At 73.1% G+C, this 12,748-nt stretch carries 12 protein-coding genes; 4 read left to right on the top strand and 8 right to left on the bottom strand.

What is annotated here, in order from left to right:
• Window positions 1–186: 186 nt before the first annotated feature.
• A complete protein-coding gene (locus ACWZEH_RS09175) occupies window positions 187–804 on the bottom strand; it encodes a TetR family transcriptional regulator (RefSeq protein ID WP_456199515.1) in 618 nt (205 codons plus the stop codon).
• 297 nt (window positions 805–1,101) lie between these two features.
• Between ACWZEH_RS09175 and ACWZEH_RS09170 the strand changes: the two genes are divergently transcribed.
• From ACWZEH_RS09170 to ACWZEH_RS09160, 3 genes are read left to right on the top strand one after another with little or no spacing between them, the layout of a single operon-like run.
• Complete coding sequence (locus tag ACWZEH_RS09170; protein WP_456197290.1) at window positions 1,102–2,529, top strand: glycosyltransferase family 4 protein; 1,428 nt, start codon at window positions 1,102–1,104, stop codon at window positions 2,527–2,529.
• Window positions 2,523–3,299, top strand: coding sequence for a class I SAM-dependent methyltransferase (locus tag ACWZEH_RS09165; protein ID WP_456197288.1), 777 nt, complete (start codon window positions 2,523–2,525; stop codon window positions 3,297–3,299). Before ACWZEH_RS09170 ends, ACWZEH_RS09165 begins: the two co-directional genes overlap by 7 nt.
• Window positions 3,296–4,372 carry a prenyltransferase gene (locus tag ACWZEH_RS09160; RefSeq protein ID WP_456197286.1) on the top strand — a complete coding sequence of 359 codons (1,077 nt, stop codon included), beginning with the start codon at window positions 3,296–3,298 and terminating at the stop codon, window positions 4,370–4,372. Before ACWZEH_RS09165 ends, ACWZEH_RS09160 begins: the two co-directional genes overlap by 4 nt.
• A gap of 247 nt (window positions 4,373–4,619) precedes the next feature.
• Here ACWZEH_RS09160 and ACWZEH_RS09155 read toward each other — a convergent pair whose 3' ends face one another.
• From ACWZEH_RS09155 to ACWZEH_RS09135, 5 genes are all read right to left on the bottom strand, one after another.
• Window positions 4,620–4,913, bottom strand: coding sequence for a hypothetical protein (locus tag ACWZEH_RS09155; RefSeq protein WP_456197284.1), 294 nt, complete (start codon window positions 4,911–4,913; stop codon window positions 4,620–4,622).
• A 148-nt stretch (window positions 4,914–5,061) separates the two neighbouring features.
• Window positions 5,062–5,898, bottom strand: a complete 837-nt coding sequence (locus ACWZEH_RS09150) for a hypothetical protein (RefSeq protein WP_456197283.1) — start codon at window positions 5,896–5,898, stop codon at window positions 5,062–5,064.
• A 157-nt stretch (window positions 5,899–6,055) separates the two neighbouring features.
• A complete protein-coding gene (locus ACWZEH_RS09145; protein WP_456197281.1) occupies window positions 6,056–7,063 on the bottom strand; it encodes an N-acetylmuramoyl-L-alanine amidase in 1,008 nt (335 codons plus the stop codon).
• Between the two features lie 89 nt (window positions 7,064–7,152).
• Window positions 7,153–7,815, bottom strand: coding sequence for a class I SAM-dependent methyltransferase (locus ACWZEH_RS09140; protein WP_456197279.1), 663 nt, complete (start codon window positions 7,813–7,815; stop codon window positions 7,153–7,155).
• A 152-nt stretch (window positions 7,816–7,967) separates the two neighbouring features.
• Entirely contained in the window at window positions 7,968–9,458 is a 1,491-nt protein-coding gene (locus tag ACWZEH_RS09135) for an MFS transporter (protein WP_456197276.1), read from the bottom strand.
• A 183-nt stretch (window positions 9,459–9,641) separates the two neighbouring features.
• On the opposite strand from ACWZEH_RS09135, the gene ACWZEH_RS09130 reads away from it, so the two are divergent.
• Window positions 9,642–11,078 carry an MFS transporter gene (locus ACWZEH_RS09130; protein ID WP_456197274.1) on the top strand — a complete coding sequence of 479 codons (1,437 nt, stop codon included), beginning with the start codon at window positions 9,642–9,644 and terminating at the stop codon, window positions 11,076–11,078.
• A 128-nt stretch (window positions 11,079–11,206) separates the two neighbouring features.
• Here the strand turns inward: ACWZEH_RS09130 and ACWZEH_RS09125 are convergent, their stop codons facing one another.
• Window positions 11,207–11,374 (bottom strand): hypothetical protein, encoded by a 168-nt coding sequence (locus tag ACWZEH_RS09125; protein ID WP_456197272.1) that lies wholly within the window; start codon window positions 11,372–11,374, stop codon window positions 11,207–11,209.
• Window positions 11,375–11,471: 97 nt separating this feature from the next.
• Complete coding sequence (locus tag ACWZEH_RS09120) at window positions 11,472–12,686, bottom strand: hypothetical protein (protein WP_456197270.1); 1,215 nt, start codon at window positions 12,684–12,686, stop codon at window positions 11,472–11,474.
• Window positions 12,687–12,748 lie beyond the last annotated feature (62 nt).

Below are 12,748 nucleotides of genomic sequence, written 5' to 3'. Positions count from 1 at the left end.
AGGCGTCCGAAGTCCGCGCTGGACGTTCGAATGTTTCGGAATGAATTCCGAATGGCAGCGCAGACGATATGAACGAACGGAGGGGCGGTCAACCGTTCGCGCGCAACTGGAGTGCGTATGGCCGAAGGATGACGGGTGTGGTGCGAAGGCGGGCGCGTCGGTCCGGCGTCGAAAGTTTCGACGCCCTCAGTGGGAGTCCTTCGCTGCCGTCAGGTCGATCAGACGGCACACCGTCTCTATGTCGATCTTGACCTGGGCGATGGAGGCCCGCCCCGACAGCCAGGTGATGAGTGCCGAGTGCCAGGTGTGCTCGATGACGCGGACCGCCGAGAGCTGCTCGGGCGTGGGGTCCTCGAGGCCCATGGAGTCCAGGATGATCATCGTCGTCTGACGGGAGACCTGGTCGACCTCCGGACTCACGCTGCGGTCCGCGAAGGTCAGGGCGCGCACCATCGCGTCGGCCAGCTGCGGCTCGCGCTGGAGCGCGCGAAAGGCCCGCATCAGGGTCTCGGCGACCCGTTCGGCGGCCGTCTCGCCCGCCGGCGGCCTCTTCCGCAGGGTGCCGTGCATGTGCTCCAGCTGGTCCTGCATCGTGGCCACCAGCAGATGGATCTTGGACGGGAAGTACCGGTACAGCGTGCCCAGCGCCACCTGCGAGGACTCCGCGACCTCGCGCATCTGCACCGCGTCGAAACCGCCCCGGCCGGCCAGCTGGGCGCTCGCGCGCAGGATGCGGCGCCTGCGCGCCTCCTGCTGCTCGGTCAGGGGTGAGGCAGGGGAGGTTCGAGTGGTGCCGGCTTCCATCTTCGCCGCCTTGTTCGCCTTGTGGGTCCCGGCCGGTTCATCCGGCTCCGCCGCCTCGGCCGCCTTGTCCCTGAGGGCTTCCGCAGGCATGGGCCCCGTTCCGTGACTGTCGGTGAGGGTTGATGATCGGACAGCATGGCACGCATCCCGCCGTGGCGTGAATCACCTGATCCACTGCTCGCCGCGTCCTTACCTGCCGGTAGATTCGGAGCCTTGGAACGATCAACTCTGTAACTTGTTCTAGGTTAGCGTCCCGACGTACAGTCGCGGGACCATGCAGGGAGAAGGGGGCCCAGAGTGACCGCTGAGGCCAGTCGGACCGGGCTCTCGCAGGGCCCGGCCTCCGATGACTTGCGACCGCTCCGCATCGCGCTCCTCACCTACAAGGGGAACCCGTTCTGCGGCGGGCAGGGCGTCTACGTCCGTCACCTCTCCCGTGAGCTCGCCCGCCTCGGACACCGGGTCGAGGTCATCGGCGCCCAGCCCTACCCCGTCCTCGACGAGGGCTACGACGGGCTGAGCCTGACCGAGCTGCCCAGCCTCGACCTCTACCGCCAGCCGGACCCCTTCCGCACCCCCGGCCGCGGCGAGTACCGCGACTGGATCGACGCGCTCGAGGTCTCCACGATGTGGACCGGCGGCTTCCCCGAACCGCTGACCTTCTCGCTGCGCGCCCGCCGCCACCTGCGGGCCCGGCGCGGCGACTTCGACGTCGTCCACGACAACCAGACACTCGGCTACGGCCTGCTCGGCGACGTCGGCGCGCCCCTGGTGACCACGATCCACCACCCCATCACCGTCGACCGGCGGCTGGAACTGGACGCGGCGGGAAGCATGCGCCGGCGTGCGTCGGTGCGCCGCTGGTACGCGTTCACCACCATGCAGAAGCGGGTCGCCCGCCGTCTGCCCTCCGTGCTCACCGTCTCCGGCACCTCCCGCGACGAGATCGTCGACCATCTGGGCGTACGGCGGGACCGCATCCACGTCGTCCACATCGGTGCCGACACCGACCTGTTCTCGCCGGACGCGTCGGTGCCCGTCGTACCGGGCCGGATCGTGACGACGTCCAGCGCGGACGTGCCGCTCAAGGGCCTGGTCTTCCTCGTCGAGGCGCTGGCGGAGGTCCGTGCCGAACAGCCCGGGGCGCACCTGGTCGTCGTCGGCAAGCGTCCCTCCAAGGGGCCCGTCGCGCAGGCCGTGGAGCGGCACGGGCTCGGCGACGCCGTCGAGTTCGTCAAGGGCATCTCGGACGCGGAACTGGTCGACCTCGTGCGCTCCGCCCAGGTCGCCTGCGTACCGTCGCTGTACGAGGGCTTCTCGCTGCCCGCCGCCGAGGCCATGGCCACCGGCACCCCGCTGCTCGCCACGACCGGCGGCGCGATCCCGGAGGTCGCCGGCCGCGACGGCGAGACCTGCCTGGCCGTCCCGCCCGGCGACCCAGATGCGCTGGCCGTCGGACTGAACCGGCTGCTCGGCGACCCGGAGCTGCGCGCCCGCCTGGGCGCGGCCGGACGGGAACGGGTGCTGCGGCACTTCACCTGGGCCCGCGCGGCCGAAGGCACGGTGGCCCGCTACCGCGAGGCGATGGCCCGTGCCGGGGGCGGGGGCGCCGGGGCCGGTCCTGCCGCCGCCGGTCCCGCCGCCGGCCCGGCACCCGGGGCCGCTCGGACGCCCGTCGCAGAAGAATCCGTCACCTCCGACCGTGAAAGCAGGGCCACGTGCTGACCGTCGACTTCTCCCGGTTCCCGCTCGCCCCGGGCGACCGTGTCCTGGACCTCGGATGCGGTGCCGGCCGGCACGCGTTCGAGTGCTACCGGCGCGGGGCACAGGTCGTGGCGCTGGACCAAAACGGCGAGGAGATCCGCGAGGTCGCCAAGTGGTTCGCCGCGATGAAGGAGGCCGGGGAGGCGCCCGCCGGGGCCACCGCCACGGCGATGCAGGGCGACGCCCTCGCCCTGCCCTTCCCCGACGACTCCTTCGACGTCGTGGTCATCTCCGAGGTCATGGAGCACATCCCCGACGACAAGGGCGTCCTCGCCGAGATGGTCCGCGTGCTCAGGCCCGGCGGCCGCATCGCGGTCACCGTGCCGCGCCACGGGCCCGAGAAGGTGTGCTGGGCCCTGTCCGACGCCTACCACGAGGTCGAGGGCGGCCACATCCGCATCTACCGGGCCGACCAGCTGCTGGCCAGGATGCGCGAGGCCGGCCTGCGCCCCTACGGCACCCACCACGCGCACGCGCTGCACTCGCCGTACTGGTGGCTCAAGTGCGCCTTCGGCGTGGACAACGACAAGGCGCTGCCGGTACGCGCGTACCACAAGCTGCTGGTCTGGGACATCATGAAGAAGCCGCTGGCGACCCGTCTCGCGGAGCGGACCCTGAACCCGGTGATGGGCAAGAGCTTCGTGGTGTACGCGACCAAGCCGCACCTGCCGCGCGCCGGCGCCACCGCCGGCGTCACGACGGCCGCCGACGCCGGAACGGCCGCCTCGTGACGATCCCCCGGACAGAACACCTCGTCCTGCCCGGGGTCCTCACCGCCGAGCAGGCCGCCGAGACCGTCGCCGGCATCCTCGCCGTGCAGCGTGAGGACGGGGCCGTCCCGTGGTTCAGGGGCCACCACCTCGACCCGTGGGACCACGTCGAGGCCGCGATGGCACTGGACGCCGCAGGCGCCCACGAGGCCGCCGAGCAGGCCTATCTGTGGCTGGCCAGGCACCAGCTGCCGGACGGATCCTGGTACGCGGCGTACGCCGACGGGGACCCGGACGACGTCACCGACCGGGGGCGGGAGACCAACTTCGTCGCCTACATCGCCGTCGGCGTCTGGCACCACTACCTCTCCACCGGCGACGACCCCTTCCTGGACCGCCTGTGGCCCACCGTGTACGCGGCCGTGGAATGGGTGCTGCGGCTCCAGCGGCCCGGCGGACAGATCGGCTGGCGGCGCGACGACGACGGCACGCCCACCACGGACGCGCTGCTCACCGGCTGCTCCTCCGTCCACCACGCGCTGCGCTGCGCCCTCGCCATCGCCGAGCAGCGGGAGGAGCCGCAGCCGGACTGGGAGCTGGCGGCCGGCGCGCTCCGTCACGCGATCCGGCACCACCCGGAGCGGTTCCTCGACAAGGGCCGCTACTCGATGGACTGGTACTACCCCGTGCTGGGCGGCGCCCTCACCGACGCCGAGGCCAAGGAGCGGATCGAGGAGGGCTGGGACCGCTTCGTCGTCCCCGGCCTCGGGGTGCGCTGCGTGGCCCCCAACCCGTGGGTGACCGGCGGTGAGTCGGCAGAACTCGCCCTGGCCCTCTGGGTGATGGGCGAGTCCGACCGCGCGCTGGAGGTACTCCAGTCCATCCAGCACCTGCGCGATCCAAAGACCGGCCTGTACTGGACGGGGTACGTCTTCGACGACGAGGCGGTCTGGCCGGTCGAGCTGACGTCCTGGACGGCCGGCTCACTGCTGCTGGCCGTCGCCGCGCTCGGCGGTCACGAGGCCACCTGCGCGGTCTTCGGTGGCGACCGCCTCCCCAGGGGCCTCGACCCCGACTGCTGCACCCGGGCGTGACCGGGGCGCGGCCGCCCTCGGTCCGGCGGCCGCGGGTGAAGACCCCCACCCTCGGCGTCGGTGGAGGCTGTTGGCGATGGCGTGGCCGACGAAGGGGTGGACCACGGCGGCCGGGCCGTGACCGGCGACGGCACGGGCCCACGCCTCGTCGAACGTGCTGTGTTCTCCGGGGGGCGTGCCCCCGGGCCCCCCGGTCACGCGTCCGTTGGCCGGGCAGGCCGTGGGTGGAGGGTCCGGGAGGCGCCGGTCAGCGTCGGCGGAGGCTGTTGGCGATGGCGTGGCCGACGAAGAGGTAGACCACGGCGGCCAGGCCGTAACCGGCGACGACCCGGGCCCACGCCTCGTCGAACGTGAACAGGTCGCGTGACCAGCCGGCCAGCCAGTTGGCCGCGTCATGGACGAACTGGACCAGATCGTTGGCCCTGTTGGCGTCCAACAGGTACATCAGGATCCAGAGTCCGAGAATGCCGGCCATGATGTCCGCGATCACCGCGACGACCGTTCCTGCGGAGTTGGAGCCACTGCGATTTCGTGGGGACATGGTGTCCGTCTGACCCCGAAACCGCGATTGAAACCCGCACGACCGCACGACCGCACGACCGCACGACCGGCCGGGCGCCTGTCGTACGACGACGGCCCCCCGCCGGAAGGGCGAGGGGCCGCGCGTACCGCGGATGCGGGGCTGTGGGTCAGCCGCGCTGGATGCCCGAGGTGTCCTGGAGGACACCGCGACGGCCGTCCTGCGTCTGGGCGACGAGGGCCGGGCCGCGCTGCTCGACGGCCAGGTACCAGGTACCGGGGGCCAGTTCGGCGATCGGCGTCTGGGAACCGTCCTCCGGGAACAGCGGCCGGGGCACCGGCACCGCGAACCAGAACGGCGAGAAGTCACCGGCGGGCGGCGCGGCCGGCTGACCGGGCTGCTGACCGGGGAACGACTGACCGGGCTGGCCGGGGCCGGGCTGGCCCGGCTGCGGCTGACCGCCGAAGCCGGCCTGCTGTGCGCCCGGGTAGCCGTAACCACCGGGCGGCTGGGCGCCGTAGGGCTGCGGGGCGGCGGGACGGGCCGCCGGCACGAGGGCGCCCTTGAGCGCCGGAACCAGCGGGGTGGCCACCGCGGCGGCGGCCATGACCAGCGTGGCGATGAGGGCCAGGATGAGGCCGATACCGGAGTCGGGCCCGTCGGAGGACGAACCGGTGGTGACGTTGTTCGCGCCGCCGGCCGGGTCGAAGATGTTGCCGAGCGCGCTCCAGGCGGCGAAGACCGTGAACGCGACCCCGAACTGGCCGAGGTCCAGCCCCGCGGCCTTCGGCGGCTGCGGCAGCCCGCGGGAGACGACGACGAGCGCCGCGCCGATGATGCCCGCCAGCACGACACCGAGCACGACCGGGCCACTGCCCCACAGGCTCGGGATGATGTCGTCGGGAGCGCCGTCGATCGAGTAGAGGTCGAGGAACGACGCGATGAACAGCAATACCGCTGCTCCGATCACCACGCCGTCGCCTCGAGTGAGGGAGCGGATATTCACTTCAGGTCCTTCTCGGTCGTCTCGTCGTCAGCAGAGGCGTCGCTGTCACCACGTCGCCCTCGGGGCCCGGTGTGAAGCGCGGGGATGACCCCTCGTCGTGAGGACGACACTATCGTCCGCACGATCGGGCTGTCCGCCCGGATCAAAGCGCCGCCCCCTACCCGCGCAGGAAACTCACGATTCCCTCGGAGATTCCCTGCGCCGCTTTCTGCCGCCAGGCACCGCTGGTCAGAAGTGCCGCGTCCTTGCTATCGCGCATGTTGCCGCACTCGACGAACACCTTGGGAACCGTTGACAGATTGAGACCGCCCAGGTCCTTACGTGTGACGAGACCGGTACCGCCGCCCACGTAGTTGGACGGAGCGTCACCGGTGACGCGTACGAAGTTGCCCGCGATGCGCTCACCGAGGTCGCGGGACGGCCCGACGATGGCCCGGGTGTCGGCGGCGCCGGAGTGCACGGAGCCGGGCAGGATCACGTGGAAACCGCGGTTCCCGGCGCCCGAGCCGTCCGCGTGGACCGACACGACGGCATCCGCCCCCGCCTCGTTCCCGATCCGCGCCCGCTCGTCGATGCACGGCCCGAACGGCCGGTCGTCGTCCTGCGTCAGCTTCACCGTGGCGCCCTGCTCCTCGAGGAGCGCGCGCATCCGGTGGGCGACGTCCAGGTTGAACTTCGCCTCGGTGAAACCGTCGTCGGTCGACGTGCCGGTGGTGTCGCACTCCTTGGAGTTCGTCCCGATGTGCACCTGGCGGTTGATCTCGGCGGTGTGCTGGAAATTGCCCGGATTGTGCCCGGGGTCGATGACCACGACCTTCCCCTTGAGCGGCCCGGTCCCGGCAGGCGCGGACGCGGACGCGGAGGAGGGCGCGGACGGGGAGCCGGAGTCGGGGGAAGGGCTCGGCTTCCTGTCGTCCGTGCCACCGGTCCCGCCCGGCTCACCCGACGGCGAGGCGCCGGCGGAGGGTGCACCGGATGTCGCCGGGGCAAAGGCCCCGGCGGACGCACTCGCGTCGTCCCCGTCGTCGCCCGACCCGCCCACGGCCGCGTAGACGGCCCAGCCGAGCAGCGCGCCCGGTACGAGCGCGGCGAGCGCCACGGTCAGCGGTCCACGCCAAGAGCGGCGGGACCGGGGCGGATCGAAGTCGGGCCCTGTGTACGACACGCAGCCACCCTAGCGGCCACCCGCACCGCCAACGTCCCGATCGGGAGGCGTTCACCCCCGGCGGCGTTCACGGCCGGGCGGCACCCGCCTCAGATCCCGTCTCCCGTGCGGCGCAGGACGCGCAGCGAGTCCGTCGCCGGGAGTTCGGTGAAGGCGCCGGAGGCCAGGGCACGCAGGTAGACGCGGTACGGGGCCTGGCCGGTGAACTCGTCGGCCGGGTCGGGGAAGACGTCGTGGACGAGGAGGAGACCGCCCTCGGCGACGTGCGGGGCCCAGCCCTCGTAGTCGGCCGTGGCGTGCTCGTCCGTGTGGCCGCCGTCGATGAAGACCAGGGCGAGGGGGGAGTTCCACAGGGCCGCGACCCTGGGGGAGCGGCCGACCAGGGCGACCACGTGGTCCTCCAGGCCCGCCCGGTGGAGCGTGCGGCGGAAGGCGGGGAGGGTGTCCATCACGCCCAGCTCGGGGTCGACCGTCTCCGGGTCGTGGTACTCCCAGCCCGGCTGCTGCTCCTCGCTGCCCCGGTGGTGGTCCACGGTGAGCGCGGTGACCCCGGCCTCGCGGGCGGCACCGGCGAGCAGGACCGTGGAGCGGCCGCAGTAGGTGCCGACCTCCAGCAGGGGGAGACCCAGCCGTCCCGCGTCGGCCGCCGCCGCGTACAGGGCCAGACCCTCGCCGACGGGCATGAAGCCCTTCGCCGCCTGGAACGCGGCCAGGACCTCGGGCTCGGGGGCCGGGGAGTTCGGCGTCGGCATCGGTTCCGGCGTCCTCTCGGTCGAACGCGCCTCGGGGACACGTGTCGGGTGTCCATGGTGCCGTACCCCCTGCCGTGCGGCCCGGCAGGGGGTACGGCAGAGGGGGCGGCGGCCACCGCGGAGTGACCCCGGCCCCGGCACCGGCCCGGTGGTCAGGCCGTGACCGGTCCGCGCAGAGTCCGCTCCGCGCGCTCCGGGCCCGCGTCCTTCTCGCCGCTCGCGCGCAGCCGCAGGGTGCTCGACGGGCGCCGGCCGGGGATGAGCAGGGCCAGGACCAGGCCCACGGTCACCGCCGCCGTCGCGATCAGGAAGGAGAGGCGGAAGCCGTGCATGCTCGGGATCTCCGTCCCGCCCACCGTGTTGGCCGTACTGGCCAGCACCATCCCGACGACCGCGCTCGAGACCGACGTACCGATCGAGCGCATCAGGGTGTTGAGGCCGTTGGCCGCGCCCGTCTCCGAGGCCGGGACCGCTCCGACGATCAGCGCGGGCAGGGAGGAGTAGGCGAGCCCGATGCCCGCGCCGACGACGACCGAGATGACCACGGGCCCCCAGACCGCGTGCAGCAGTCCCAGGCCGCCGGCGTAACCGGCGCCGATGATCAGCAGGCCCAGGACGAGGGTGACCTTGGGACCGTAGCGGGCGGACAGACGGGCGTAGACGGGCGCCGTGAACATCATCGTCACGCCCAGCGGTGCCACGCACAGTCCCGCCACCACCATCGACTGGCCGAGGCCGTACCCGGTGGAGGCGGGGAGCTGGAGCAGCTGGGGCAGCACCAGGGAGATGACGAAGAAGGAGACGCCGATCATGATCGACGCGAGGTTGGTGAGGAGGACCTCGCGGCGGGCGGTGGTGCGCAGGTCCACCAGGGGCGCGGGCACCCGCAGTTCCATCAGGCCCCAGAGCAGGAGCACCACGACCGCCGCCCCGAGCAGGCCGAGCGTGGTCCCGGACGTCCAGCCCCAGTCGCTGCCCTTGGTGAGGGGCAGGAGGAAGAGGAGGAGACCGGCGGACAGGCCCAGCGCGCCCGGCAGGTCGAAGGTGCCGGGCGCGCGGGCCGGGGACTCCGGTACGAGGGTCAGGGTGAGGGTGACGGCGAGGACGCCGAGGCCGGCGGCGCCGAAGTAGAGGGCGTGCCAGTCGGAGTTCTGGGCCACCAGCGCGGCGGCGGGCAGCGCGAGACCGCCGCCGACGCCTATCGAGGAACTCATCAGCGCCATCGCGGAGCCCAGCCGCTCCGGCGGCAGCATGTCGCGCATCAGCCCGATGCCCAGGGGGATCGCGCCCATCGCGACGCCCTGGAGCGTACGGCCGGCGATCATCAGCAGCAGGTCGCTGGTGAGCGCGCTGACGAGCGCGCCGGCCACCATGACCGAGAGGCTGACGACCAGCATGCGCCGCTTGCCGTAGAGGTCGCCGAGGCGGCCCATGATGGGGGTGGCGACGGCACCGGACAGCAGCGTCGAGGTCAGGACCCACGTGGCGTCGCCGGGTGTGGTGTCCAGCAGGCGCGGCAGATCCTTGATCACCGGGACGAGCAGGGTCTGCATCACCGCGACCACGATGCCCGCGAAGGCGAGCACCGGGACCACGGCCCTCCCCGCTCCGCCCGCGGGGCGGCCGTTCGTCGACTGCGTCATGTGAAGGGGCCTCCAGGCCGGGAACGTGAGGCCGGCACGGGACAGGGCGTGCCGGATACGTGGGTACGAAACCTGTGTGCCGGGGCAACTATTCCGATGCTTTGGCATACTAACGATTTCTTGACCAACCCTTGGGTCCGCCCGGCGAAACCCCGGTGCGAGAGGTGCCGGGTGATTGAGACCATGACACGCATGCTCAGAGTTCCGGACGCCGCCACCGCCCGCGCGCCCCGCCGCCGTACGCCGCCCCCGTGGCTGGCGGTGGCGCTCGCGTGCGTCGGGCAGTTCCTCGTCGTGCTCGACATCTCCGTGGTCAATGTCGCGCTGCCGTCGATGCGGGCCGGCCTCGGGCTCGGCGAGCAGGGCCTGCAGTGGGTGGTGAACGCGTACACCATCGCCTTCGCCGGGTTCATGCTGCTCGGCGGACGCGCCGGTGACCTCTACGGGCGCAAGCGGATGTTCCTCGTCGGCCTCGGCCTGTTCACGCTGGCCAGCCTGGCGGGCGGGCTGGCCCAGGACGACTGGCAGCTGCTGCTGGCGCGGGCCGTGCAGGGGCTCGGGGCCGCGGTCCTGGCGCCGTCCACCCTCACCCTCGTGACCTCGGCGGTCCCGGAGGGCCCCGCGCGGGCCCGCGCCATCGCGACCTGGACCGCCGTCGGCGCAGGCGGCGGCGCGGCCGGCGGTTTCGTCGGCGGGGTCCTCGTGGACACCCTGTCGTGGCGGTGGGTGCTGCTGATCAACGTGCCGATCGGGGTGCTGGTGCTGGCCGGTGCCGCCTGGTGGCTGGCGGAGAGCCGGGCCGGTGACGGACGGCGGCTCGACCTGCCCGGCGCGCTGCTCGTGACGGCCGGCCTCGCCACCCTGGCCTTCGGCATCTCCCAGACCGAGGCCGAGGGATGGACGGCGCCGCCCACCCTGGTGCCGCTCGGCGCCGGACTCGCCCTCATCGCCCTGTTCCTCCTCGCCGAGACGCGGGCCAGGGCCCCGCTGATGCCGCTGGGACTGTTCCGGGTGCGGTCGGTGTCGTCGGCGAACGTGGCGATGTTCCTGAGCGGCGCCGCCATGTTCTGCATGTGGTTCTTCATGACCCTCTACGCCCAGAACGTCCTCGGCTACACCCCGCTCGAGGCAGGCTTCGCCCTGGTGCCCAGCTCGCTCGCGGTGATCGTCGGTTCCAAGACCGCGCCGCGGCTGATGCGTGCCGCCGGGGCACGGGCCGTGGCCGTGCTCGGCACGCTCGTCGCTCTGTCCGGCTTCGCCTGGCAGTCGACGATGACGGCCGACGGCGCGTATCCGACGGCGATCCTGTTCCCCGGCATCCTGATGATGCTGGGCGCGGGCCTCGCCGGGACCCCGCTCGCCGCGCTCGCGACCTCCGGCGCCGCGCCGGAGGAGGCCGGCCTGGTCTCCGGCCTGATCAACACCTCGCGCACGATGGGCGGTTCGCTCGGCCTCGCGGTCCTCTCGACGATCGCGGCGGCCCGTACGGGAGACAGCGCCACCCCTCAGGCCCTGACCGAGGGCTACGCCCTCGCCTTCCGCACCGGAACGGCGATCCTGGCGGTCGGCGTGGTCCTGATGTGGCTGTGGCTGCCCCGGAAGGCCGCGGCGGTCCACTGAGTTCGCCGGCGGAGGTGCCGGGACCCGGAGGCGCGTGGGGCACGGACAGGTGAGCGGCCCCGCTCGTCACACGACGAGCGGGGCCGCTCACCTGTCCGCCGGCGCCCGTGGAGCTTTCTGACGTGACGTCAGAAAGCTGCCTCCACAGGCTCGTTCTCCTTGGCCGGCCTGCGGTGGCGGCCGCGAGGGGCCGCCATGGCGTCCTGCTGGGACACCGGTCCGCGGTGCCTGCCGTGCCCGGTGGCGGTCTGCCCGCCCTCGGCGGACTGCGGCCGGTTCGTGCTCGCGTCGTTCATCGGAAGGAACTCACCCCGTAAACATGATCTTTCCTGCAGCCGGGCGATCTTAACCGGCGGGCCGGGGGGTGGATCCAGGCGGCCGCGCGGACCGCCGCTACTTCGTTACAAGCCGTCCCAGGGGCGCCTGTTGAAGGGGTACGGGGCGGTGTGCGGCCGGTGCGGCCGGTGCGGCCGGAGGCAGGGGCTCCCCTTCCGGGAAGGGCTGTTCAGGCTTCGCGGAGAACCCCTCTCCGGTCTCCCTCCGCGCTTGCTCCGACCGCCGTCGCGGCCCGGGCGGGTGCAGCACGGCCACCGCGCAGGGCATGGCCGGGGTGGCGCACGGCAGGCGCAGTTCCCCGTCCGCCGTCCACCGTCCGGTCCCGGCCAGCCACCCTTCGGGCGCCGGGAGGTGATCGATCCGCCGCCGGGCGGGCCGCCACACCCCGACCCAGCTGCCGAGCGCCCCGTCGACGCGCAGCGCCACCGCGCAGCCCTCCGGCGTCAGCGCCTGACCGGGCTGGATCGCGAACGGCGTGACCGCGCAGTCCGGCAGCCGCAGGCACTGGGGGAAGCGCACCGGCAGCGTGCTGCCCAGCACGCCCCAGCCCAGCCGGCCCTGCCCCGGCGAGGGCGCGTCCGAGCGGATCAGCAGCAGGCCGCTGTCCGGGTCGGCGAGCAGGACCCTGTCGTCGCTCTCCTCGGTGATCTGCAGCAGTGGCGACACCTCGCCCCCGCGCCCCAGGTCCACGACGACCGCCTTGGTGCGTCCGCCGGCCTCCCGGTCCAGGGCGAGCATCCGGCCGGTGCGGTCCAGCCACGCCCCGCCCGAGCAGCGGCCCGGGATCTCGGCGACGCGCCCGGGCCCCGAGGCGCCGCCCGCCACCAGCCACAGGGCCGTCGACCGCGGGCCCACGGCGACGGCGTACGCCCGCCGCCCGCACGGCGCGGGCGGCAGGAGCCGCAGCCGGGTCTCCTCGTCCGGGCAGGCGACCGCGCCGAGTGCCACCTCGCCGGTGCCGGGACCCGTCGGGTACAGCAGGGAGAACACGTGCCTCCCGCCCGCCACCCGCCGGTGCACGAGGACCCGCCCGTCGCCCATGGGCTGCACCGCGGTCCCGGGCTCCTCGGGCCGGCCGCCGGGCAGCGGCACCGCGTAGGGCTCGGGCCCGTCCAGGGTCCAGCGCTCCGGGAACAGGCGGTCGCCGACGCGGGCGAGGCGCGCGCCGTAGGAACCGTCGGCACTGAGGACGCAGCCCGGCGGCGCCGTCACCCCCTCCTCGTGCCCGGCGCCCCCGTGCTCCGTCGATGGCTCGATCGCACACACCGTCATCGTTCGGTCACCTCCGGCGACGAACGTAGTTTTCGTACGCGCGGCCGGGAGACCCACCGGCA

This window comes from Streptomyces yamdrokensis (genome assembly GCF_053890455.1).
Note: the sequence above shows the minus strand (reverse complement) of the source record. Positions and strands in the feature narration are given on the sequence as shown.

Bases quoted from the DNA above. Each gene is read 5' to 3' on its own strand.
- ACWZEH_RS09120 (WP_456197270.1), bottom strand. From the start codon at position 12,686: ATGACGGTGTGTGCGATCGAGCCATCGACGGAGCACGGGGGCGCCGGG.
- ACWZEH_RS09140 (WP_456197279.1), bottom strand. From the start codon at position 7,815: ATGCCGACGCCGAACTCCCCGGCCCCCGAGCCCGAGGTCCTGGCCGCG.
- ACWZEH_RS09175 (WP_456199515.1), bottom strand. From the start codon at position 804: ATGGAAGCCGGCACCACTCGAACCTCCCCTGCCTCACCCCTGACCGAG.
- ACWZEH_RS09125 (WP_456197272.1), bottom strand. From the start codon at position 11,374: ATGAACGACGCGAGCACGAACCGGCCGCAGTCCGCCGAGGGCGGGCAG.
- ACWZEH_RS09155 (WP_456197284.1), bottom strand. From the start codon at position 4,913: ATGTCCCCACGAAATCGCAGTGGCTCCAACTCCGCAGGAACGGTCGTC.
- ACWZEH_RS09130 (WP_456197274.1), top strand. From the start codon at position 9,642: ATGACACGCATGCTCAGAGTTCCGGACGCCGCCACCGCCCGCGCGCCC.
- ACWZEH_RS09135 (WP_456197276.1), bottom strand. From the start codon at position 9,458: ATGACGCAGTCGACGAACGGCCGCCCCGCGGGCGGAGCGGGGAGGGCC.